The following is a 21,474-nucleotide window of genomic DNA, read 5'->3' as shown; positions in this document are numbered from 1 at the left end:
GAGAAATCTAGGTTGCAGGGGGAAACGGTTCGTCGGGATAAACCGCGCGGACGAAATAGAGGCCGTGAGCAGGGGCGTTGTGGCCCAAGGCCTGCCGGTCGCGTGCTTCCAGGGCGGCGGCCACCCGCCCGACCGGCCAGCGACCCATGCCCACCAACGCAAGACAGCCAACCATGCTGCGGACCTGGTGATGGAGGAAGCTGCGTGCTGCGGTTTCCACGATCACATGGGCACCATAGCGCCTCACCGAAATGCAGTCGAGCGTCTTGACGGGGCTGGCCGACTGGCACTGGACCGAGCGAAAAGTGGTAAAGTCGTGCCGGCCCACCAATGCCTGGGCGGCCTCATGCATCGCGGTCTCGTCCAGCGGCTGAGGCACGAGCCAGGCGCGCTCGCGGTCCAGTGTGAGAGGGGCGCGGCGGTTCGCGATCCGGTACTCGTACGCGCGCCCGACGCAGCTGAAGCGGGCATGCCAGTCCCCGCTCACCACCCGGCAATCCAGCACTGCGATCGGCTGTGGCCGCAAGTGCGCGTTGAGCGCCTCCATCAGACGGAAGGCGTCGATGTTCTTCTGTATATCCAGGTGCGCGATCATCGCCAGCGCGTGCACCCCGGCATCGGTGCGCCCTGCGGCATGCAAGGTCGGCCGCTCACCGGTAACGGCAAAGGCCGCCTCTTCGACCGCCGCCTGGATTGAAGGGGCCGTTGCCTGACGCTGGAGCCCGGCGAACTGCGTGCCATCGAATTCCAGCATGAGGGCGAAGCGGGTCACCCGATCAGCGTCCCGGACGGGATCGGTTTGCCGCGCAAGAACGACTCCACGTCCATCGCCGGCTTTCCGGCTCGCTGGATGCGCAAGGGCCGCAAGGCGGCGAAGCCGCATGCTATCGTCAGCCGGTCGTCGAGTGTCGTTCCCGGCTTGCCTTCGCGCGGCACCACTTGCGCCTTGAGCACCTTGATCCGCTCACCATCAAGCTCGAACCAGGCGCCGGGAAACGGGGCGAGCCCGCGCACCTTGCGCTCGATTGTCTCTGCGTCGCCAGTCCACTCGATGCGGGCCTCGGCCTTGTCGATCTTGGGCGCATAAGTTGCCTCTGCATCGTTCTGCTCCAGCGCGTGGAGCGCGGGCAAGTCGATCAGCGTGCCCACCATCAGCTGCGCGCCAATTTCGGCCAGTTCTTCGGTTAACTCGCCAGCGGTCTTGTCCGCGATCGGGACGCGGGCAAAGGCGAGCATCGGGCCGGTGTCCAGACCGGCTTCCATTCGCATGATCGTAATGCCCGTCATCGCATCGCCGGCCATGATTGCGCGCTGGATCGGCGCCGCTCCGCGCCACTTCGGCAGCAGGCTGGCATGGACGTTGAGGCACCCCATCCGCGGCGCGTCGAGGATCGGTTGGGGCAGGATCAGGCCGTATGCGGCGACCACGGCAAGATCGGCGCCGAGCGCTGCAAATTCGGCCTGGGACTCGGTACTCTTGAGCGATGCGGGCGATCGCACGGGAAGATGCCGGATTTCCGCTTCCACCTGGACGGCGCTGGGCTGCAGCTGCTTGCCGCGGCCGGCGGGGCGGGGCGGCTGGGTATAGACGGCGACAATGGTATGCCCCGCCTCGTGCAGCGCGGCGAGCGTCGGCACCGCGAACGCCGGCGTTCCCATGAAGACGATGCGCATAAGGGTGGCGGAAACCTTTCGTGAGGCGGGCGCACGCCCTATCTGTCGCCCCATGGCATCGCAAGAGATCGAAACCCTCGCCTCGGCGCTGGCGCGGCTTCCGGGGCTGGGGCCGCGTTCGGCCCGGCGCGCGGTGCTGTGGCTCGTCAAGCGGCGGGAAACGGCGCTACGGCAGTTGGTCGCGGCCCTTGCCGAAGTTCAGGCAAGGCTGGTCGAATGCGACACGTGCGGCAACGTCGACACGCAAAATCCGTGCGGCATCTGCGCGGACCCCCGGCGGGACCAGCGCTCGCTGTGCGTGGTGGAGGAAGTGGCCGACCTGTGGGCGCTCGACCGCGCAAAGCTGTTCACCGGACGCTACCATGTACTGGGCGGACGTCTTTCCGCGCTCGACGGGGTCCGTCCGGAAGATCTTTCCATTGGTTCATTGATCGACCGGGCCTCCCAGGGCGGGATCGACGAGGTGGTCCTGGCGATGAACGCGACTCTCGAAGGCCAGACGACCGCGCACTATATCGCGGAGCGGCTCGAAGGGCTGCCGGTGCGGATCACCCAGCTTGCGCATGGCCTGCCGGTCGGCGGAGAGCTCGACTATCTCGACGAGGGTACGCTGGCACAGGCATTGCGCGCCAGGCGTCCGGTAAGCTGAGCCGCAGAAGACCTGCCCACTGCCGGCAGGACACTCACTTGCCGTTCAGGGACAGTGTGACTATCTCGCCGCCATGGCCATCCGCGAAATTCTCGAAGTCCCCGACCCCCGTCTCAAGGTCGTTTCCGAACCCGTGACAGAGTTCGACGACGAGCTTCGCACGCTGGTCGCGGACATGTTCGAAACGATGTACGACGCTCCCGGCATCGGGCTTGCCGCGATCCAGGTCGGGGTGCCGAAGCGTGTGCTGGTGATTGACCTCCAGCCGGAAGATCCTGATGCAGAGCCGGTGGCGTGCAATCACGACGGCCATCACCATCACCACCAGCCGACGCTCAAGGAGCCGCGGATTTTCGTGAATCCGGAAATCCTCGACCCGGCGGACGAGCTGTCGACCTACCAGGAAGGCTGCCTGTCGGTGCCCGAGATCTACGCCGACGTCGATCGTCCGGCGCGTTGCAGGGTCCGCTGGCAAGATCTCGACGGAGCTTTCCACGAGGAGGTGATGGAGGGTCTGATGGCCACCTGCATCCAGCACGAGATGGACCACCTCGAAGGGATTCTGTTCATCGACCACCTCAGCCGCCTCAAGCGACAGATGGCGTTGAAAAAGCTCGACAAGCTGCGCAAGGCGGCCTGATCCGCAGGCCGCTTGGCGGCAGGATCAGTCCTTGCCGATCTCGCGCCAGCTTTTCTCGTTCACCTCGACATCGAACTTCCTGGCAGCCGCCTTGATGCGTTTCCAGGCGGCGTCGCGCTCGTCATCAGTGACATCCTCCACCTGATTGAACCGCGCGATCGCGTTGCGCACGTGACTCGCGTCCTCGAGCGGCTCCTTGCGCTGCTTGGGAAAGGCGAACTTGTCGTCGTCCAAGTCGTCGCGCTTCTCTTCGCTCAGCTCGCTCATGCGGCACCATGCTCGAAAGTGCTGCGTTCGCCATCGCCGTGCACTTCGTCGTTGAGAGCCGCGAGCGCCTTGCGGCAGTCGTCGGCGCATTCCAGGCACATCTCCGCGCAGCGGCGGCAGTGCGCGGTGTCGTGCCGCATGCATTCCTCGTGACAAATCTGGCACGCCTCGATGCAGACAGCGAGCACACTGCGAATGAGCTGCCGGTTCTCGTCCGTCCGCCGGCTGGCGACGCGATAGGTCATGCTGCAAACGTCCGCGCAGTCCACGCACAGGCGAATGCACCGGCGCATGTCCATCTCTTCAGCGCTGCAGGCATCGGCACAGCTGTTGCAGATCGCCGCACAGTACATCGCGTGCTTGACCGCCTCGAGCAGGTCCTCGTTCTCGTTTCCATCCACATCGGGATGCTCGCGGATCATTTCCTTGATCGACATCGGCAGCTCTCCTTCCCTCGGTCAGCGCGCGAAGGGTGGGGATAGTTCCGATGCGGGCTTTTCTCCTGAAGCCGTTCTGTCTATGTTCTTGGCATGGACATCCTTGCGGTTTTTCTGGTCATCGTTGCGCTTGCAGTCGGGTTCGCGATGGGGTGGGTGCTTGGTTCGCGTCCGGTAGCGGACTGGCGCGACCGGCATGGTGAGCGCGAAAGCGAGTGCAGGGCGCTCAGTGAGAAGCTGACCCGCATGGCGCCGGAGTTGGCGACAATGAGCGAGCGGGCAGCGCGTGCCGATGCACTGGCGGCGGCGCTCGACGCGGCGCGCGAGGAAAACGTGGCGCTCAAGGCGCGGGAAGCCGGATTTGCGGAAAAGGAACGTCTGCTCGAGGAATCGCGGGTGAACCTGCTCAAGGAATTCGAGAACACCGGCGCAAAGGTTCTCGGCGCGGCGCAGGAAAGGTTTCTAGCCGCCGCCACAGAGCGGCTCGGCCACTCGGAAAAAGCCAGCGAGGAGAAGATCAAGGCCCTGCTCGAGCCAGTGGGATCGCGGCTCAAGGCTTACGAGGAACAGGTTGCCGGTCTGGAGGCGAAGCGGGTCGATGCCTTCGGGCAGCTCACGGGGCTGATCGAGTCCATGAAGCTCGGCCAGGAGCAGGTGCGGCGCGAGGCTCAGCGGCTCGGCAATTCGCTCACCAATGCGCCCAAGGCTCGGGGCCGCTGGGGCGAGCGCGCGTTGCAGAACGTGTTGGAACAGTGCGGCCTGGCCGAACACACCGATTTCCATCTCGAACATTCGATGGACACCGATGAGGGGCGCCTGCGCCCCGATGCGATTGTGAACGTGCCAGGCCAGAAGAAACTGGTGATCGACGCCAAGGTCTCGCTCAACGCCTATCAGGCGGCGTTCGAATGCGAAGACGACGACGAACGCCGGCGTCACCTCGATCTGCACGCGAAATCGATGCGTAACCATGTGCAGACGTTGGGCGCCAAGAGCTACCAGAGCCAGTTCGACGAGGCTCCCGACTACGTGGTGATGTTCGTCCCCGGCGAACATTTCGTTGCCGCTGCGCTGGAGCATGACCCCGAGCTTTGGGACTTTGCATTTCGCAACAAGGTGCTGCTGGCAACTCCTACCAACCTGGTGGCGATAGCGCGGACCGTGGCCCAGGTCTGGCGGCAGGATACCATTGCCCGTGAGGCGGTGGAAATTGGAAAGGCGGGCGCCGAGTTGTACGATCGTCTTGCCGTCGCTGCCGAGCATATGAAGCGCGTCGGTGGCGGGCTGGAAACAGCGGTCAACAATTACAACAAGTTCGTCGGCAGCTTTGAGCGCAACGTTCTTTCGGCAGGCCGCCGGCTCAAGGACAAGGGCATCGAGATCGGCAAGCGCGAGATCGAGGCCGTGCCATTGGTGGAGGCGGCGCCGCGCTATGTCGAAGGGCCCGAACCCGAAGCTCTTTCCAAAGATTAGGTTGAAAGCTCCGCGATTTGACCGCTACCAAGCCGCGATGAGAATGATCGCCGGCAGGACGCCTGGAGTACTGGTCGCCGTGGTCGCCCTGGCACTTGCCGCATGCAGCCAGGAGAATGCGCCTTCCGACAAGATCCGTAACGCCGCAGATACGGTGGTGGACCAGGTGGGAGGTTCGAGCCCGGTCAGGCTCGCGCTCGGTAAATACGCTCCCCGCGACGATTGTCAGGATCTGCCGGGTGCCGAGGATTTTCGCGGCCAACTCGCCGCGGCGATCAAGCGAAGAGACACCGACGCGCTGACGGCACTCGCCGCACCCGACGTGAAGCTCGACTTCGGAGGGGGCTCGGGCAGGGCCCAATTGCGCGCTTTGCTTGAATCACAGGACAGTGACCTCTGGGCGGAACTCGACCAGCTCATGAGGCTCGGTTGCGGGGTCAACAAGCAGGGCGGCCTCAGCATTCCGTGGTATGTCGAGGAGCCCTTCGACAACGTGGATCCGGCATCCGCGATGCTCGTCGTTGGGGAGAGGGTTCCCATGCGCAGCGATCCTTTAGCCGAGGCTGGCGAGGCGGAAGAAGTGTCATGGGACATCGTCACGCTCGTCTCAGGTCTGGAACCGGACAAGCCTTTCCAGAAAGTGCGGACGAGTGACGGCACCGAAGGCTTCATCGCCACTGACAAGCTGCGCAGCCTGCTCGATTATCGTCTCATCGCCTCGAGCCGGGACGGCAAGTGGAGCTTCACCAGCCTCGTGGCGGGCGACTGATCAGGGACTCAGCGCCGCGATTACTTCGTAGGCCAGGACGGCCGCGGCAACTGCCGCATTGAGGCTGTCCGCCCGCCCTTTCATCGGCATCGTGACCTTGAGATCGCATGCTGCCTCATACTCTTCTGGCAGCCCCCGTGATTCATTTCCGACCAGTATGAAGCACGGTGCCGCGTAGGGAGCGCCGCGATAAGGAACCGCGTTGCGCAACGAGGCTGCGACCAGCTGTCCGGTGCCCTCACGCAGCCACGGCAGGAATTCCTCCCACTGAGCGCGGGCGACCTTCTGTGTGAAGATCGCTCCCATGCTGGCGCGGACTGCCTCGGCGGAGAAAGGGTCGGCACAATCATCGATCAGGATCAGCCCGCCCGCGCCAATGGCATCACCGGTCCGGAGCATGGTGCCCAGATTGCCAGGATCCCTCAGCGCCTGCGCCACCAGCCACACGGGGGATGACGAGCGGTCTATGCTCGCGAGACTGGTATCGAACTCGGTGAACACACCCGCAACGGCTTGCGGATTGTCTTTGCCGGTGATCTTCGAGAGGATGTCAGGCGAAGTCACGATAACCTCGCCCCGTGCCGCGTGAACGTCGGCTTCGAGTGCCGCGAGCAACGGGTGGGTGTCGCGCGTCTCTGCCATGACGAGCGTCTCCGGCAGAAAACCGCTCTCTCTCGCGTCGGTCAGCAGGCGCAGCCCTTCGGCAAGAAATTTGCCAGCCGCTTTCCGGTGCTTTTTCTCCCGCAGAGCGCGCAGCGATTTGACAGTTGGGTTGGAAAAGCCGGTGATCACCCTGCGGCCCGGGCCTCCCGCTACAAGAGAGCTGCCGTCAGTCCTCACCGAAACCGTCATCTATCAAAGCGCAGAGCTGGTCGAGGACCGCCTCGGCATCGCTTCCGGCGACGACCACCTCGACGCTATCGCCTTTCGCCGCGCCGAGCATCATCAGGCCAAGGATCGAACCGCCGCCGGCTTCGTTTCCGTCCTTGACCACGCGGACGCTGCAACCGTCCGGCAGTGCCGCCACCGCGCCGACGAACTTCGCGCTCGCGCGGGCGTGGAGTCCGCGCTGGTTGACGATCGTGCAGCTTCGGCGAAATTCGCTCACGAGCCGGCCTTGGCTTTTTGCTCGCAGTTTCCAGCGCCGAGGAATTCGCTGGCGATGGTGATGTAACTCTTGCCGGCATCGCGCGCCGCCTTGACAGCATCTGTCACGTTCATCGCCTTGCGGGCACCCGCGAGGCGGATCAGCATCGGCAGATTGATCCCCGCGATTACCTCCACCCGACCGGCGTCGAGCAACGAAATGGCGAGGTTGGAAGGCGTGCCGCCGAACAGGTCGGTAAGAATAATCGCGCCGGAACCAGAATCCACGCGGTGAATGGCGTCGGCGATTTCCTTGCGGCGCTTCTCCATGTCGTCATTCGGTCCGATGCAGACTGTCGCGACCGCGTTCTGCGGGCCGACGACGTGTTCCATCGCGCTGACGAATTCCTCGGCCAGTCGGCCGTGGGTGACCAGGATCAGTCCGATCATGATTGCAAGCTGCTCGCGTTATCAGGTGATTTCGGCAGCGGGACCCACCTGGCCCATTCGCCCGTTCGTTGAAGGATTGTCACGCCCGAGGCGAGCCTTCGAGCTGGTCGGCGGCGCGCGATCCGAGGTTACGATGAACGACAGTGGGCGAAAACCCGCTGCTGCGCAAGGCCTCCGCCATCGCCTCGGCGGTGTGGACCGAGCGGTGCCGCCCTCCCGTACAGCCGAATGCGAGGTTGACGTACGTCTTGCCCTGCATGGCGTAGCGGGGAAGCAGCATCAGGACGAGGTCGCGGATGCGTTCGAACGACTCTTCCCAGGCGGGATCGCCGACGATGTGCGCGGAGACCGGTGCATCGAGGCCCGTCAGCGGGCGCAGCTCGGGATCCCAGTGGGGGTTGTCGAGGAAGCGCATGTCGAAGACGAGGTCGGCCAGCGGCGGCATCCCGCGGGCGAAACCGAAGCTGGAGACGGTAACCATCATGTCCTGGGCACCGCGTTCGGCAAATCGTTCCCGGATCGCCTGCTGCAGATCGCTTGAACTCAGAGCCGTCGTGTCGATCACCGCTTCGGCCCAGCGACGGAGCGGCTCAAGCAGCTCGCGCTCGGCCTGGATGCTCTCTATCACGGGCCGGCCCTGCGCCATCGGATGGCGCCGGCGGGTTTCGTTGTAGCGCCGCTCCAGTTCAACTCCGCTGCAGTCCAGGAAGAGCGTCGTCAGGTCCAGGTCCGGCCTTGCGGCAAGCTTCTTCCAGCGGGCGATGATCTCGCTCGGCACGAAGCCGCGGGTTCGTGAATCGAAACCGATCGCGAGCGGGGGGCGAGGCTCGCTGCGCGTACTCCCTTCGACGCCGACAAGCCGCTCCAGGAGGCGGATGGGGAAGTTGTCGATGGCCTCCCAGCCAAGGTCCTCGAGCACCCGCAGCACTGTCGTTTTGCCGGCTCCCGATAGTCCCGTGACAAGCACGACTCGCTGGCGGGGGGGGCGGGGTTCGTCGCTCATTGAAACTGTCTTACGACAGCTGCCGGGCTTTGGAAGTGCGCTCGATCAAGCCGTGCGCGCGGCGGGCAATCCATGAAGCCGAAGAGCATACTCGGCCCGAACTGCCGCGGCGGGGCCGCGTGGATCGAACGCGAGCATGGGGATCGCGAAGCCTTCGATGTCCAGGCTTCCGGGATCTTCGACGAATCGCGGCGCATCCTCGCGAAGATCGAGCACGAGCGCTACGGGGGCCTCTGTCGTCGGCAGTTGAACGATACCGATGTTGCGCAGTTCGATGAGCCCGGCCGTGGCCGGAGCAGGCCCTGCCCAAGGCTCGCCCCCGTGAACCGCGGTCGCGATCCCGTCGTCGCCGATAAGGGTGGCCCCGCGATCGATCAGCGCCAGCGCCAGGCTCGACTTGCCCGTGCCTGGGGGTCCCTCGAAGAGCAGTGCGCGCCCGCCGATCGCTACTGCGGTGGATTGCCTCAGGTGCACGAGCGGGCGCTCACTGGCGGCGAGAAACCGCTTCGGGCAGGCTGAGAGCCATGCACGCTCCTTGCGTGCCGTCTTTCCGGCCACCGGCTGACAGGTTTCCGTCGTGCGCCTCTGCGATGGTGCGGGCCATGGCGAGGCCAAGACCGCTGTGCTGGCCGAAGCCCTCTTCTTCCGGACGATCGGAATGGAAGCGCCGGAACACTTTTTCGCGGCTGTCCTCCGGAATGCCGGGGCCGTGGTCGCACACGCTCAGAGTAACCAGCCCCTCGGCCCGCCCGATCTCGATTTCGATCGGCGCTCCTGGCGGGGAGAACGAGACGGCATTGTCGAGCAGGTTGTCGATCACCCGTTCGAGCCGGATGGGCACGCCCATCACGTTGGCTCCGCTCCTGGTGTGGGTAATCGTCACGCGGTGACCGCCGTTCTGGTCCCTCGCCTCGCGCCTGCCCACAATGTTGTTGGTAAGAGCAACCAGATCGATCGGCTCGAAGATCGCGCGGCTCAGCTCGGCGTCGATCCGGCTGGCTTCGGAAATCTCGCTTACCAGCCGGTCGATCCGCCGGACGTCGTGCGCTGCGATGTCGTTGAGCTGGCGACGCAGTTCCTTGTCCTCGACCGTGCCAAGCGATTCGAGCGCGCTTCGGAGCGATGCGAGCGGGTTCTTGATCTCGTGCGCCACGTCGGCAGCGAAATGCTCGACGGCATCGATCCGCTGGCGAAGTGCCGCGGTCATATCGGAGATGGCGCGGGCGAGCTGGCCGATCTCGTCGCGGCGGGCAGGCAGACGGGGAACCTCGACCTGCCGGTCGCGCCCCTGCCGAACCCGGTTGGTCGCGTTGGCGAGCATCCGAAGCGGGGTGACGATGGTGCGCGCCATATACAATGAAAGCAATGTGCTCATCAGGAGAGCCAGCAGCACCGCACTCACAAGCGTGGACCGGGCCTCGCGCACCTCCAGGGTGATGTCGACCGCGTTGCGAGTGGTGAGCAGGGTCGCGCCCTTCAAGCCGACCGGAGTCGCCGTGTTGATCACGGGCGTGCCATCAGGCGCGTCGCGCAACTGGATCTGGGTGAGGTTTTCCTCGCGGGCCCGCTTCAACTCGGGCCATGCGTCGGCATCGGTGCTGGCCGGCTCCATATAGTCGGGGATCGGGTCGGCCCCGACGACGGTGTCGACCGCCCGATCCATCCAGCGGGCCAGATTTTCCTGCCAGGTCTCGTCTCCCGGCGTGTCGAATGCGAAGGAGGGTTCGTCCAGCGCGAAGCTGTCGGCCCACAGCTGTCCTTCGGCGTCGAACATGCGCAGGCGCATCTTTTGCTCCTTGCCGATCTGTACGAGCACCGCCTCCTGGCGTTCGCGACTGGCACCGGCGAGGGCCTCGGCCGTGATCTGCGCCTCGACGCGGGCGAGCTTGTACCGTTCGTTGAGCAGCTGCTTGCGGTAGCTGTCGAGGTAGAACACGCCGCCGCCCAGCAGCAGCAGCGGCAGCAGGTTGATGATCAGGATGCGCGGGGTGAGCGACAGCAACCGCCCCGGAGTGAAGCTGATCCCCCGCGGGGAATGATCAGCCATCGGCGAAACTGTAGCCCGCGCCGTAGAGCGTCTCGATCGCCCCGAAGGTGGAGTCGACCACACGGAACTTGCGACGCATCCGCTTGATGTGACTATCGACGGTGCGATCGTCGACGAACACGTCGTCGGGGTAGGCGGCGTCCATCAACTGGTTGCGGCTCTTGATGACCCCAGGACGCTGGGCAAGCGCCTCCAGGATGAGAAACTCGGTCACCGTCAGTGACACCGGGTGTCCCTCCCAAGTCACCAGGTGCCGCGCCGGGTCCATTCGCAGCCGTCCTCTCTCGATAGCCGGGCCGGGCTCGGGCGTGCCGGCCGCGGCATCCTCGCCGGTTCCGAGGCCGCTGCGGCGCAGCAGGGCGCGGATGCGGGCAATGAGCAGCCGCAGGGAGAAGGGCTTCGCGATGTAATCGTCTGCGCCCATCTCGAAACCCGCTTCCTCGTCGCCCTCATCGTCCTTGCTCGTAAGGAAGATGACGGGGAGGGCAGAGCGCTCCCGCACCCGGCGTAGCAGTTCCATCCCGTCCATTCGCGGCATCTTGATGTCGAAAACGGCGAGATCGGGTGGGTTCTCGGTCAGGGCTTTCAACGCCGCTTCGCCATCCGAATAGACCCGGGTGGCGAATCCTTCGGCCTGGAGCGCTATTGAGACGGTAGTGAGGATGTTGCGGTCATCATCGACCAGCGCGATCGTGCGCCGGTCGCTTGGCGGCGTCTCTTCGGGCGCGGTTTGCGGTTCGTGCATCGCCGCTGGACTAGCTTGAAGCTGGGGGCGAGACAACAAAGCGTCATCGCGGGGCAGGTCGAGCCGGCGGTTTGACGAGAATCGCTTTGCCGCCTATGCGAAAAGGTGCGCCGCATGCTCGCGTGCAAGCGACAAAATTCCGTTTCTTCAAAGCTGTTTGCTTCTTGGGAGATACCTGTGACCACCCCGCTCGCCCAGCCGTTGTCCGCCCAGGGCATCGAGACGACCGCCGAAATCAAGGCAAATCTGGGCACCGCCGCCCTGATCGAACAAGCGATCGCCCACGGAGAGGGCCGCATGGCCAAGCACGGTGCGCTGGTGGTGGAAACCGGCCAGCACACCGGCCGCAGCGCGAAGGACAAGTTCATCGTGCGCGATGCCGAGACCGAGGAAACGGTTCACTGGGGCAAGGTCAACGTGCCCATGACGCCCGAACACTTCGCCGCGCTGAAAGCGGATTTCCTCGCCGCTTTGAAAGACAAGGACAAGCTGTTCGTCGCCGACCTGTTCGGCGGCTCGCAGCCGGAATACCGCGTCAACGTCCGCGTGATCAACGAACTGGCCTGGCACAACCTGTTCATCCGCACACTGTTGGTCCGTCCCTCGAAGGATGAGTTGGCAGACTTCGGGCCCGAATACACGATCATCGATCTGCCCAGCTTCCGCGCGGATCCCGAGCGCCACGGCACCCGCAGTCAGACGGTGATCGCGGTCAACTTCGCCGAGAAGCTCATTCTCATCGGCGGCACCAAATATGCCGGCGAGATGAAGAAGAGCGTGTTCGGCATCCTCAACTACCTGCTCCCGACGCAGGGCGTGATGCCGATGCACTGCAGCGCCAACATCGGCCCGGACGGCAAGAGCGCCGTGTTCTTCGGGCTTTCCGGCACCGGCAAGACGACCCTCTCGGCCGATGCCTCGCGCACGCTGATCGGGGACGACGAGCACGGGTGGTCGGATACCGCGGTCTTCAACTTCGAAGGCGGCTGCTACGCCAAGATGATCCGGCTCTCGCCCGAGGCGGAGCCCGAGATTCACGCCACCACGATGATGTTCGGCACCGTGCTCGAAAACGTCGTGATGGACCCGCACACGCGCGAGCTGGATTTTGACGACAACACGCTCGCCGAGAACAGCCGCGGCGCATACCCCATCGAGTTCATCCCGAACACGAGCGAGAAGAACATGGGGCCGCCACCGTCCAACGTGGTCATGCTCACCGCCGACGCTTTCGGCGTGCTGCCTCCGATCGCGCGGCTGACGCCGGACCAGGCGATGTATCACTTCCTGTCGGGCTACACAGCCAAGGTCGCGGGGACCGAGATCGGCGTGACCGAGCCCGAGGCGACATTCAGCACCTGCTTCGGCGCCCCGTTCATGCCCCGTCACCCGAGCGTCTATGGCAACCTCCTCAAGGAGCGGATCGCCAAAGGCCACGTCCAGTGCTGGCTGCTCAACACCGGTTGGTCGGGCGGCAAGGCGACCGAGCCTGGCATCAGCCGCATGCCCATCAAGGCGACCCGCGCACTGCTCAATGCAGCGCTCGACGGCAGCCTCAACAACGCCGAGTTCCGCAAGGATCCCAACTTCGGCTTCGAGGTGCCGGTCGAGGTGCCAGGCGTGGACAGCAAGCTTCTCGACCCACGCGCTGCATGGGCCGACGGCGAGGAATACGATCGCACGGCGCGGAAGCTGGTGCAGCTGTTCGTCGACAACTTCGCCCAGTTCGAGGACCACGTCGATCAGGGCGTCCGCGACGCCGCGCCGACCTCGCAGGCCGTGGCTGCCTGACGCGGCTCACCGACGTAAAGAAACAGCCCCGCCCGGGAAACCGGCGCGGGGCTTTTTCATTGGGACCGCCGGGCCCAGAAGAGCGTTGGACGGGAAGAAGGAGAACTCCAATGAGCCTTTTCGATTCCATCCATAACGCTGCCCACGATCATCCCACGCTCAAGAACCTGGCCGAGAAGCTGGGTATCGATCAGCGACAGGCCGAAGAAGCGATCGCCGCGCTGGGAGAGGCGCACACGAAGCAGGGTGATACTGTAAGCCTTGCGGCGGATCGCACGGGCCTTCCGAATGACGTCCTGAACCGGATTGTGGAACAGATTGGGGGCGAAGGCTCGCTGGCGCAATTCAGCCAGATGCTTGAAGCTGACCACTCGGGCAACCCGTTCGACGACGCGTCGCGCTTCGGCGGGAATTGAACCGGATGAACCTTGCTCAGGGGCTACAGCAAGCAGGGGCTATCGATTCCATCGCGCGGGAGCTGGGCATCGACCCTGCTGCCGCGCAACAAGCGGCCGGTGCGTTGCTTCCCGCGATCGTCGCCGGAATGGGACGGACCGCGGTGGCGCCCCAGGCCGGGGCCGGTGGCGGCCTAGCAGAGGTGCTGCGCGGGAGTCTCGGCGGCGGGTTGCTCGACAGCATCCTCAAGCCCGAACCGACGCCCGCGCAGCCCGGCAACGAAATTCTCGGTCATATTTTCGGCAGCAAGGATGTCAGCCGCGGAGTGGCCGAGGAAGTCTCCGGCTCGACCGGCTTGCCGCCAGACCTGCTCAAAAAGATGCTTCCGATGCTGGCGATGGCGGTCGTCGGCTACATGATGAAAAACCGTGCCGGCGGCAGCAACGCCGGAGAAGCGTCCGGCGGCGGCATGCTTGGTGGTGCGCTGGGTGGTATCCTGAGCGAGGTGGTCACGGGCATGCTCCGCCGTTAGGTGCCTGCCGCGGCGATGTAGCGATCGACGTTCTTGGCCAGGACATCGAGCGGGACGTTGCCGCCGCGCACAACTGCCCCGTCGAAGGCACGCAAGTCATAGCGCGGGCCTACCGCCGCCTGCGCGCGGGCGCGCTGGCGGACGATCTCGGTATGCCCGATCTTGTAGCCGCATGCCTGGCCAGGCCATGAGCAATAGCGATCCACTTCGCTCGCCGCTTCGTCGCGCTGAGTGCCGTTGCGCTCGACAAAGAAAGCGACTGCCTGCTGTCTGCTCCAATGGTTTGCGTGCAGTCCGGTATCGACCACCAGGCGGCAGGCGCGGAATGCCTGGTCCTGCAAGTAGCCTAGCCGCCATTCCGGATGCTCGTCATATGCCCCGAGCTCGTCGGCAAGTTGCTCTGCATATAGGGCCCAGCCTTCTGAAAAGGCATTGAAGGCCAACACCGAGCGGATAAGCGGCAGCGTGTGCGAGAACTCGCCTTCCCAGATATGGCCGGGGATCGCTTCATGATGGGCGAGCGTGGGCAGCGTATAAGTGCGGTGCAGATCGGTCGTGCGCAGGTTGAGCCAGACCTTGCCGGGGATCGTCCCGTCCTTTGATCCCGCGCCGCCGTAGGCGCCGGGAGCGCCTGGCTCTTCCGCGGGGGGCAGGCGGCGCACTTCCAGTTTGGGATCGACCAGGGTGTCGAAGGCGCGGGGCATCTGCGCCCGGATCCAGTCGATCCGCTCTTCCATGAAGCGGATGATCTGGCCGCGGCCCTCGTCACCGTCCTTGAACTGGTACCGCTTGTCTTCCGCGAGACGCTGCATCCGCTCACCTACGGTGCCCTGGCGGTAGCCGATGTCCTTGAGGATCGTGTCCATCCGGCCGTGAATTTCCTCGAGCTGGGTGAGGCCAATGCCGTGAACCTCCTCAGGAGAAAGGCGCGTGGTAGTGCTCGCGCGCAACGCCCAGGCGTAATACTCGGCGCCGCGCGGCTGGCTCCACATGCCCGGATCTTCGTCGGCAATTGCGCGCTCGGTCTTCAGTTCCGCGAGCTGGCGCTCGAGCGCCGCGGCGATCGGTCCGGTCACGATCCGCGTCGCGCGCGCTTCCCAATTGCCCGGGATGGCCCCGGTGCGACTGGTCAGGCCCTCTACGTAAGCGCCGCCCTCTCGCGCATCCGCGAGCGACGCGGTCATCGCGGCGATTGCCTTGTCGAGCAGGAAACCGGGGGGAATGAGGCCGATGGCACGCACCTCCCGGATGCGGGCGAGCTCGCCCTCCATCACCGCGGGAATTGCGGCCAGCCTGTCAAGGTAGGCCTCGGCATCGGCTGCATTCCGGACCGGATGGTCGGAGCCCAGGAACCGCGGCAGGTCGAGATAGGCGCCGACGTTCTGGATCACGACATAGGGCGAATTGCGCCAGCTGCCGACGGCGACATCGCCATAGGGCAGCGCGAAGCCATCGAGCGCCGTGGCGTAGGCGCTTTGCACGACCTCGAAGCTCGTCCGCGTCGCAGGGTCGAGCGCGGCGGTATCGACGGCGCGGGCTCGCGCGAGATCGGTGCGCAGGGTCGCCGCGATTGCGGCCTGGCCGGCGTATGACCGATCGGTTAGCCGGCTCCGCAGCGCCCCGTGTGCATCGATATCGACGCCCAGAGAGGTCGCCGTTTCGGGATAATGCCGCAGCAAGTTCCATGCTATGTCATCGAGCAGAGCATGGGTGGCGGCCGTCGTCGGGACCGGGACCGTCTTGCATCCCGCCAGCGCGGCAACGGAAACGCCGCCAAGCCCGGCGAGGGCCTGACGGCGCGTAAGTTCGAACGATTGAGAAATCATGTCGGCCGGTGTGCAGGGACGCACACCGGCTGTCAAACCGCCGAAATCAATCGAGGAATTCGGCCGGCACCTTGCCGCCATGCGATGACAGGCCGGCCATGACCTGCCGGTGGAGCCAGACGTTGTCCTCCGCGCTACCCGAATAGTCTGCACGGCCCATTTCCTGGGCCAGCGCCTTGCGGGATTCGTAATCGGAGTCGATGCCGAGCAGCTTCATCAGGTCGACGATCGAGGTGCGCCAATTGAGGTGGTCGGCACCGGGCATGGAATCGAGGTGATTCTCGATGTCGATCACCGGAGCCGAACCGCCGCCGCCTCGTCCATAACCACCTACTGGTGCTCCCGGAGCGTGGGCCGGATCGGCGGCATGCGTTCCCGGTGCCTGCGTGGTGTCGATCGCCGGCGCGGGCGCAGGAGTGGCGTGCGCCTTGCCGAAGATGGCGTCGCGAATCTTGCCGAAAATGCTCATGGTGGCAGGGCTCCTATGTGAAGAGCGGACTTCCCGCTCCCGATGCGTGAGAAACCGTCCATCGTGCGGGCTGTTCCGTCTGCCCGACGTGAGCTATCGACCGCCCGATGCTGTCCACCGCACTCTCTCTCGTCATGCTCACGGTGTTCGCGCTGCTCGGAGGGGCGGCCTGGCTCTGGCGCAAGCCGGGGATGCGCAAGCAGGCCGTGCTGATGCTCGTGCTGGCAGGCATCGCCCTGATCAACATCGCGATCTGGACGGTGCCTGATAGCGAGGGCCGCTCGCCGCTAGCGCAAGTGAACGAGCGCTAGGATTACTCGGGCAGTTGCCAGCGGACCGAGCTGGAATAGGTGCCTTCGGTCGCCGCTCCGGCCTGATCACGCGCCGGTTCGAAACGGGCGCGGCGGGTGACCAGGTCACAGGTTGCGCGGTCGAGCTCGCGATGACCGCTCGACCCGGTCACCGTGCAGGTCCCGGCCCTGCCGCTGGCTGTGATCTCCAGCCGGAAGCGCACCGTGCCCACCAGCTCGCGGTTGATCCAGCTCGAACGATAGTCGCCTTCGGTGATCCAGGTTCCCGGATCGTTGCGCGGACTCGCCGCCTTTGGAGCCAGAAGAGGATCGGGGCGGGCGCTAGGCAGGGGTGTCGGTGTGGGGATCACCTTGGGGAGCAGGTCCGTCGTGGGAAGGACGGTCGGCGTAGTCTCCACCAAGGGGCGCTCGGGGATGAGATCGAGCGGCGGGATCGGTGCGGTCACGATAGGGTCGGTCAACGTGGCGTCCTGTGAACGCTCCGGTCTGGGCGGGGGCGGTGGCGGATCGAGGGGGACCTGCACCTCGTAACCCAGCGGATTGTCGATGGTTTCGACAATTTGGCTAAAGGACAGGCCCGTGACCAGCGCGTAGCCGAGGGCGGCGTGGATCGCGACTACCGCTGCTACCGCACCGGGCCGCTCCCGCCAGTTGCTGTGTTGAAGATATGCCATCTGCATCACTCCTTTATCGCGGCCTTCTGCCGGGTCCGCGAGAAGCAATGTTACATCATAACCCGAATCCGAGAAGCGCTTTCGCGTTGCGGCTGGCTACCGATTGAAGGGTATCAGCGGATCGGGCAGTCCGGCGAGAGGCGGAAGTCGAGGTATTTGTCGACCGACTGCATCATGTCCTCGAGCTCGTTCTCGAAGAAGTGGTTTGCCCGAGGGATCTCGTCGTGATGGATCGTGATGTGCTTCTGCGTGCGCAGCTTCTCGACCAGCTTGGTGACCGAGCTGGGCTGGACGACCGTGTCGCCCCCGCCGTGCACGAAGATTCCGCTCGCCGGACAGGGAGCAAGGAAGCTGAAATCGTACATGCTGGCAGGTGCCGAAACCGAGATGAAGCCCCGCACTTCTGGCCGTCGCATGAGCAACTGCATGCCGATCAGCGCGCCGAAACTGACGCCGGCAACCCACGTGGTCTGCGCTTCGGGGTGGATCGACTGGACCCAGTCGAGCGCGCTCGCGGCATCGGACAACTCACCCACCCCGTTGTCGAAGCTGCCCTGGCTGCGCCCGACGCCGCGGAAGTTGAAGCGCAGTGTGGCGAACCCGCGGTCGACGAAGGTCTTGTAGAGCCGCTGGACCATCCGGTCATTCATCGTGCCACCGCCGTGCGGGTGCGGATGAAGGATCATGGCGACCGGCGCGCGCGGGCGCGGTCCGGGGCTGTAGCGGCCTTCGAGGCGGCCTTCGGGACCGGGGAATATGACTGAGGGCATGAAAGAACCTGCAAGAACGGAAGCGCTTCGGCACACGCTGGCGCCTCGCGGATGCGCGGCTATATAGGACCGAAGGCGAAAATCGCAATCGTGACGAATTCCCGCATATATCTCGACCACGCGGCAACCACCCCGCTGCGCCCTGAAGCGCGTGCGGGAATGGAGCAGGGCTTTGCGCTTTGGGCCAATCCCTCCAGCCCGCACGCGGAAGGCCGCCGGGCGCGCGCCGCGCTGGAAGATGCGCGCGCGCGGGTGAAGGAGTTGCTCGGCTGGGAAGGGGAGGTGATCTTCACCAGCGGGGCGAGCGAGGCGGCGGCGCTGGCGCTCGATGCGGTGAACGCGGTGCACGACGTCGCCAGCGCGGTCGAGCACGACGCCGTCCTTCGCGGCGACCTGCCGGAATGGACGCTGCCCGTGCGCGGCGACGGTGCGGCCGATCTTATGGCCTTGTCGGACGAAAGCCGTCCCTTGGAACTGCTGGTGGGCGACCCGGAGAACCGATCGCTGGTCGCCGTGCAGCACGTCAATTCGGAAACCGGCAATCGCCAGCACATCGGCTTCACCGCGGAAGTGGTGCATGACAACGGCGGGCTGCTGCTGGTCGATTGCGCGCAGAGCGCCGGCAAGTTCGAACTGCCGCGCATGGCGGACCTTGCGATCGTCTCGGCGCACAAGTTCGGCGGGCCGGTCGGCATCGGAGCTCTGCTGGTAAAGGACTTCGCGTTGCTCCATCCATCCGGCGGGCAGGAGCGCGGTTATCGGCGTGGAACCGAGAACCTTCCTGCCGTGCTCGGCATGGTGGCGGCGCTCGAAGCATGCCACCAGCCTTACATCGCGCCCGAGGTGCTCGAGCCGCTCGACGCCTTTGCCGAAGGGGTTCGCGCTCTCGGCGGAGAATGGCTGTCGGACCGGTTGTCGGACCCCACGCCCTACATTCGCGCCCTCGCGATGCCCCAGATGAGCGCGCAGGCGCAGCTGATGCGCTTCGATATGGCGGGGATCTCGGTCAGCCAGGGTTCCGCGTGTTCGTCCGGCACCATGAAGCGGAGCCACGTCCTAACGGCCATGGGCCTGCCCGGCGAACTCGCCGACCGCACGATCCGGGTGAGCTTCGGCTGGACGACCACCCGAGCCGAGGTCGAGCGGTTCTGCGAGACCTGGCTCGATATGGCGCGGCGGGCGGCATGATCTACCTCGATTACCAGGCGACCACGCCACTCGCGCCCGAAGCGCGCGAGGAGATGCTGCGCTGGCTCGATGGGCCGGGCGGGACCGGCTTCGGTAACCCGCATTCACTACACCGGATGGGCCGCATGGCGAGGGCGGCGATCGAGCTGGCGCGCGAACAGGTCGCCGCCCTGTTGCCTTCGGGCGGGCGGGTCATTTTCACCAGCGGGGCGACCGAGGCGATCAACCTGGCGATCCGGGGGACTGTCGGTGAGGGAGCGGTGGCAATATCGGCGATAGAGCATGCCGCGGTTCTCGATACGGCACTTTCTCTGGGGCGCTGTCACCGGCTTGGGGTCGATGGGGAGGGATTGTGCCGCCCTGATCAGGCGCTGCCGGAAGGCACCCGGCTTGTCGCCGTCATGCAGGTCAACAACGAGATCGGAACCACTCAGCCGACTGCCGAGTGGCTGAGGAAAGCACGTGAAAACAACGCTTTCTTCCTGTGCGATGCTGTTCAGGCTTACGGCAAATTGCCGCTGGCCGAAGCCGACCTCATCGCCATCAGCGCGCACAAGTTTCATGGTCCCAAGGGGGTCGGAGCGCTGTGGGTGCGGGACGGCGTCGAGCTGCGCGAGGTCCAGACGGGCGGCGGGCAGGAGTTCGGTTTGCGCTCCGGCACGCTCAGTCCGGCGCTCATCGCGGGGATGGGTGCGGCCGCGAAGCTTGCGAATGAAGCGCTCGATTCCGATGCCGAACACGTCGAGACACTGTGGAGTCGCGCACGCGCATTGTTCGGACGCTGGACCCTCAACGGCAGTGCCGAGGCGCGCTGGCACGGGAACCTCAACATTCGCCGGGAAGGGCTCGATGTTGCCCGCCTGATGAGCGACTGCCGCAAAGTGATGTTCTCAGCCGGATCCGCATGCGCCAGCGGCTCGGGGCGGCCGAGCCACGTGCTCAAGGCGATCGGCCTTTCCGACGGGCAAGCGAAAAGCTCGATCCGGCTCGGCTTCGGACGCTACACCACGCTTGCCGAGATCGAGGAAGCCGCCGCCATCATCAACACCGCGGCGGACGCGCAGGAGATGGCGCCATGATCCGGATCACTTTCATCCCCCCGCGCGGCGAGCCGGTGATTGCCGAGGCCCAGGCCGGCGACAACCTGCTTCGCGTCGGCCAGGCTGCCGGCCTGCCACTCGAGGGGACCTGCGAGGGGCAGATGGCCTGTTCCACCTGCCATGTGATCGTCGCTCCCGATTGGTTCGATCGCCTCCCCGCGGCGAGCGAGGAGGAGGAGGACATGCTCGATCTCGCCGCCGAAGCCTGCCGCACCAGCCGGCTTTCGTGCCAGGTGGAGCTGACCGCGGACCTCGACGGGCTCACGGTGCGCGTGCCCGCCGAGGCGCACGACATGCGCCGCTAGCAGAGCGGACGATCTCAGCGCAGGATCAGGTACAGCAATCCCGCGGCGATGGCGCCGCCCACCAGCATCCCTTTTGACGGAGTGCGCGACGAAGCTTCCCTCGCGCCGCTATCCTGACCGTCGTCGTCATTGGCATAGGCATGCGGCATGGCAGAACTGGGAATTGCGGACATGGTGACCCTTTCGCTTTGGCAAGAGCTTGAAAAGTCACCATGAAACCGCCGAATCCGCCGACCCGTTCCAGTCGCTTCGGCGATATCCTCAGGCTTCTTCGCTGACCTTCGCTTCGTTCAGGGCGGCGATCAGGGCCTCACTGAACGCGGGAATGTCATCCGGCTTGCGGCTGGTGATCAGGTTGCCGTCGGTGGCGACTTCCTGGTCCACCACGTTGGCGCCGGCGTTCTTCAGGTCGGTGCGGACCGAGGGCCAGCTCGTCACGGTCTTGCCGTCGACGATGCCCGCCTCGACCAGCAGCCAGGGTCCGTGGCAGATCGCGGCAATGGGCTTTCCGGCCCGGTCGAAGTCCTTGACCAACTGAACCACCCGATCGTTCATGCGCAGGATGTCGGGGTTCATCTGGCCACCGGGCAGCAGCAGCGCGTCGAAGTCGGCGGCCTCAGCTTCGTCTACCGTCAGGTCCACCTTCACGGGACGCCCCCAATCCTTCTGGTCCCAGCCCTTGATCTCGCCGTCCTCGGGGCTGACGACGACGGTTTCGAAACCGGCCTGCTCGAGATTGGCTTTCGGCTTTTCCAGCTCGGACTGTTCGAATCCGTCGGTGGCGATGATCATTACGCGTTTGGCCATTGGTGGTCTCCTTTTTCGAAGACTCCTACGCGTGGGGATAGCCGCGCGTTCCGGCGTTGAGCGTT

At 65.2% G+C, this 21,474-nt stretch carries 28 protein-coding genes; 11 read left to right on the top strand and 17 right to left on the bottom strand.

Translation table 11 applies throughout. The annotated features are described in order from the left end of the window. Window positions 1-7: 7 nt before the first annotated feature. Together truA and fmt are read right to left on the bottom strand one after the other, a co-directional pair. A complete protein-coding gene (truA, locus tag IEW58_RS08665; protein ID WP_188644750.1) occupies window positions 8-772 on the bottom strand; it encodes a tRNA pseudouridine(38-40) synthase TruA in 765 nt (254 codons plus the stop codon). Further along, entirely contained in the window at window positions 769-1,674 is a 906-nt protein-coding gene (fmt, locus tag IEW58_RS08660) for a methionyl-tRNA formyltransferase (protein ID WP_188644749.1), read from the bottom strand. The genes truA and fmt overlap by 4 nt, the downstream gene beginning before the upstream one ends. A 52-nt stretch (window positions 1,675-1,726) precedes the next feature. On the opposite strand from fmt, the gene recR reads away from it, so the two are divergent. Both recR and IEW58_RS08650 read left to right on the top strand, forming a co-directional pair. Beyond that, window positions 1,727-2,323 carry a recombination mediator RecR gene (gene recR, locus IEW58_RS08655; RefSeq protein ID WP_188644748.1) on the top strand — a complete coding sequence of 199 codons (597 nt, stop codon included), beginning with the start codon at window positions 1,727-1,729 and terminating at the stop codon, window positions 2,321-2,323. A gap of 73 nt (window positions 2,324-2,396) precedes the next feature. Continuing rightward, a complete protein-coding gene (locus IEW58_RS08650) occupies window positions 2,397-2,963 on the top strand; it encodes a peptide deformylase (RefSeq protein ID WP_188644747.1) in 567 nt (188 codons plus the stop codon). A 24-nt stretch (window positions 2,964-2,987) separates the two neighbouring features. Here the strand turns inward: IEW58_RS08650 and IEW58_RS08645 are convergent, their stop codons facing one another. Continuing rightward, complete coding sequence (locus IEW58_RS08645) at window positions 2,988-3,230, bottom strand: DUF6582 domain-containing protein (protein WP_188644746.1); 243 nt, start codon at window positions 3,228-3,230, stop codon at window positions 2,988-2,990. After that, window positions 3,227-3,667, bottom strand: coding sequence for a four-helix bundle copper-binding protein (locus IEW58_RS08640; RefSeq protein ID WP_188644745.1), 441 nt, complete (start codon window positions 3,665-3,667; stop codon window positions 3,227-3,229). The genes IEW58_RS08645 and IEW58_RS08640 overlap by 4 nt, the downstream gene beginning before the upstream one ends. Window positions 3,668-3,760: 93 nt before the next feature. Here IEW58_RS08640 and IEW58_RS08635 point away from each other — a divergent pair, with 93 nt between their 5' ends. After that, entirely contained in the window at window positions 3,761-5,140 is a 1,380-nt protein-coding gene (locus tag IEW58_RS08635) for a DNA recombination protein RmuC (protein ID WP_188644744.1), read from the top strand. 37 nt (window positions 5,141-5,177) lie between these two features. Next, the gene (locus IEW58_RS08630) at window positions 5,178-5,909 is read left to right on the top strand and encodes a hypothetical protein (RefSeq protein ID WP_188644743.1); all 732 of its coding nucleotides are present in this window, start codon (window positions 5,178-5,180) and stop codon (window positions 5,907-5,909) included. Here the strand turns inward: IEW58_RS08630 and IEW58_RS08625 are convergent, their stop codons facing one another. The 7 genes from IEW58_RS08625 to IEW58_RS08595 all read right to left on the bottom strand — a co-directional run bounded on the left by IEW58_RS08625 (window position 5,910) and on the right by IEW58_RS08595 (window position 11,240). Next, a complete protein-coding gene (locus IEW58_RS08625; protein ID WP_229658518.1) occupies window positions 5,910-6,749 on the bottom strand; it encodes a TrmH family RNA methyltransferase in 840 nt (279 codons plus the stop codon). Further along, a complete protein-coding gene (locus IEW58_RS08620) occupies window positions 6,739-7,017 on the bottom strand; it encodes an HPr family phosphocarrier protein (protein ID WP_188644741.1) in 279 nt (92 codons plus the stop codon). The genes IEW58_RS08625 and IEW58_RS08620 overlap by 11 nt, the downstream gene beginning before the upstream one ends. Continuing rightward, window positions 7,014-7,445: a PTS sugar transporter subunit IIA gene (locus tag IEW58_RS08615; protein ID WP_188644740.1), complete on the bottom strand. Its 432-nt coding sequence runs from the start codon at window positions 7,443-7,445 to the stop codon at window positions 7,014-7,016. The genes IEW58_RS08620 and IEW58_RS08615 overlap by 4 nt, the downstream gene beginning before the upstream one ends. A 79-nt stretch (window positions 7,446-7,524) precedes the next feature. Continuing rightward, window positions 7,525-8,448, bottom strand: coding sequence for an RNase adapter RapZ (gene rapZ / locus IEW58_RS08610; RefSeq protein WP_188644739.1), 924 nt, complete (start codon window positions 8,446-8,448; stop codon window positions 7,525-7,527). Between the two features lie 45 nt (window positions 8,449-8,493). Then, complete coding sequence (locus IEW58_RS08605; RefSeq protein ID WP_188644738.1) at window positions 8,494-8,922, bottom strand: HPr kinase/phosphorylase; 429 nt, start codon at window positions 8,920-8,922, stop codon at window positions 8,494-8,496. Window positions 8,923-8,932: 10 nt separating this feature from the next. Further along, window positions 8,933-10,495, bottom strand: coding sequence for a sensor histidine kinase (locus tag IEW58_RS08600; protein WP_188644737.1), 1,563 nt, complete (start codon window positions 10,493-10,495; stop codon window positions 8,933-8,935). Continuing rightward, window positions 10,488-11,240 (bottom strand): response regulator transcription factor, encoded by a 753-nt coding sequence (locus IEW58_RS08595; protein WP_188644736.1) that lies wholly within the window; start codon window positions 11,238-11,240, stop codon window positions 10,488-10,490. Before IEW58_RS08595 ends, IEW58_RS08600 begins: the two co-directional genes overlap by 8 nt. A gap of 177 nt (window positions 11,241-11,417) precedes the next feature. Between IEW58_RS08595 and IEW58_RS08590 the strand changes: the two genes are divergently transcribed. From IEW58_RS08590 to IEW58_RS08580, 3 genes are all read left to right on the top strand, one after another. Then, window positions 11,418-13,031: a phosphoenolpyruvate carboxykinase gene (locus IEW58_RS08590; protein WP_229658517.1), complete on the top strand. Its 1,614-nt coding sequence runs from the start codon at window positions 11,418-11,420 to the stop codon at window positions 13,029-13,031. Window positions 13,032-13,141: 110 nt separating this feature from the next. Further along, window positions 13,142-13,447 carry an HU family DNA-binding protein gene (locus tag IEW58_RS08585; RefSeq protein WP_188644734.1) on the top strand — a complete coding sequence of 102 codons (306 nt, stop codon included), beginning with the start codon at window positions 13,142-13,144 and terminating at the stop codon, window positions 13,445-13,447. 5 nt (window positions 13,448-13,452) lie between these two features. Next, window positions 13,453-13,959 (top strand): DUF937 domain-containing protein, encoded by a 507-nt coding sequence (locus IEW58_RS08580; protein ID WP_188644733.1) that lies wholly within the window; start codon window positions 13,453-13,455, stop codon window positions 13,957-13,959. Here the strand turns inward: IEW58_RS08580 and IEW58_RS08575 are convergent. Together IEW58_RS08575 and IEW58_RS08570 are read right to left on the bottom strand one after the other, a co-directional pair. Further along, window positions 13,956-15,785, bottom strand: coding sequence for a DUF885 domain-containing protein (locus tag IEW58_RS08575; RefSeq protein ID WP_188644732.1), 1,830 nt, complete (start codon window positions 15,783-15,785; stop codon window positions 13,956-13,958). The two genes, IEW58_RS08580 and IEW58_RS08575, sit on opposite strands and share 4 nt — an antisense overlap. Window positions 15,786-15,831: 46 nt before the next feature. Continuing rightward, window positions 15,832-16,254, bottom strand: a complete 423-nt coding sequence (locus tag IEW58_RS08570) for a DUF3597 domain-containing protein (RefSeq protein WP_188644731.1) — start codon at window positions 16,252-16,254, stop codon at window positions 15,832-15,834. A gap of 107 nt (window positions 16,255-16,361) precedes the next feature. Between IEW58_RS08570 and IEW58_RS08565 the strand changes: the two genes are divergently transcribed. Continuing rightward, window positions 16,362-16,565 carry a hypothetical protein gene (locus IEW58_RS08565; protein ID WP_188644730.1) on the top strand — a complete coding sequence of 68 codons (204 nt, stop codon included), beginning with the start codon at window positions 16,362-16,364 and terminating at the stop codon, window positions 16,563-16,565. Between the two features lie 2 nt (window positions 16,566-16,567). Here the strand turns inward: IEW58_RS08565 and IEW58_RS08560 are convergent, their stop codons facing one another. After that, the gene (locus tag IEW58_RS08560; RefSeq protein WP_188644729.1) at window positions 16,568-17,239 is read right to left on the bottom strand and encodes a TonB family protein; all 672 of its coding nucleotides are present in this window, start codon (window positions 17,237-17,239) and stop codon (window positions 16,568-16,570) included. 113 nt (window positions 17,240-17,352) lie between these two features. Next, window positions 17,353-18,009 carry an alpha/beta hydrolase gene (locus IEW58_RS08555; RefSeq protein WP_188644728.1) on the bottom strand — a complete coding sequence of 219 codons (657 nt, stop codon included), beginning with the start codon at window positions 18,007-18,009 and terminating at the stop codon, window positions 17,353-17,355. A gap of 90 nt (window positions 18,010-18,099) precedes the next feature. Here IEW58_RS08555 and IEW58_RS08550 point away from each other — a divergent pair, with 90 nt between their 5' ends. The 3 genes from IEW58_RS08550 to IEW58_RS08540 are packed head-to-tail and all read left to right on the top strand — an operon-like array spanning window position 18,100 to window position 20,602. Continuing rightward, the gene (locus tag IEW58_RS08550; protein WP_188644727.1) at window positions 18,100-19,197 is read left to right on the top strand and encodes a cysteine desulfurase family protein; all 1,098 of its coding nucleotides are present in this window, start codon (window positions 18,100-18,102) and stop codon (window positions 19,195-19,197) included. Further along, the gene (locus tag IEW58_RS08545; protein ID WP_188644726.1) at window positions 19,194-20,276 is read left to right on the top strand and encodes a cysteine desulfurase family protein; all 1,083 of its coding nucleotides are present in this window, start codon (window positions 19,194-19,196) and stop codon (window positions 20,274-20,276) included. The genes IEW58_RS08550 and IEW58_RS08545 overlap by 4 nt, the downstream gene beginning before the upstream one ends. Further along, window positions 20,273-20,602, top strand: a complete 330-nt coding sequence (locus IEW58_RS08540) for a 2Fe-2S iron-sulfur cluster-binding protein (RefSeq protein ID WP_188644725.1) — start codon at window positions 20,273-20,275, stop codon at window positions 20,600-20,602. Before IEW58_RS08545 ends, IEW58_RS08540 begins: the two co-directional genes overlap by 4 nt. A gap of 14 nt (window positions 20,603-20,616) precedes the next feature. Here IEW58_RS08540 and IEW58_RS08535 read toward each other — a convergent pair whose 3' ends face one another. Continuing rightward, complete coding sequence (locus IEW58_RS08535; protein ID WP_188644724.1) at window positions 20,617-20,775, bottom strand: hypothetical protein; 159 nt, start codon at window positions 20,773-20,775, stop codon at window positions 20,617-20,619. An 88-nt stretch (window positions 20,776-20,863) separates the two neighbouring features. Beyond that, window positions 20,864-21,409 carry a type 1 glutamine amidotransferase domain-containing protein gene (locus tag IEW58_RS08530; protein WP_188644723.1) on the bottom strand — a complete coding sequence of 182 codons (546 nt, stop codon included), beginning with the start codon at window positions 21,407-21,409 and terminating at the stop codon, window positions 20,864-20,866. Between the last annotated feature and the right edge of the window lie 65 nt (window positions 21,410-21,474).

Source organism: Tsuneonella deserti (assembly GCF_014644315.1).
Lineage (GTDB): Bacteria > Pseudomonadota > Alphaproteobacteria > Sphingomonadales > Sphingomonadaceae > Tsuneonella > Tsuneonella deserti.
Note: the sequence above shows the minus strand (reverse complement) of the source record. Positions and strands in the feature narration are given on the sequence as shown.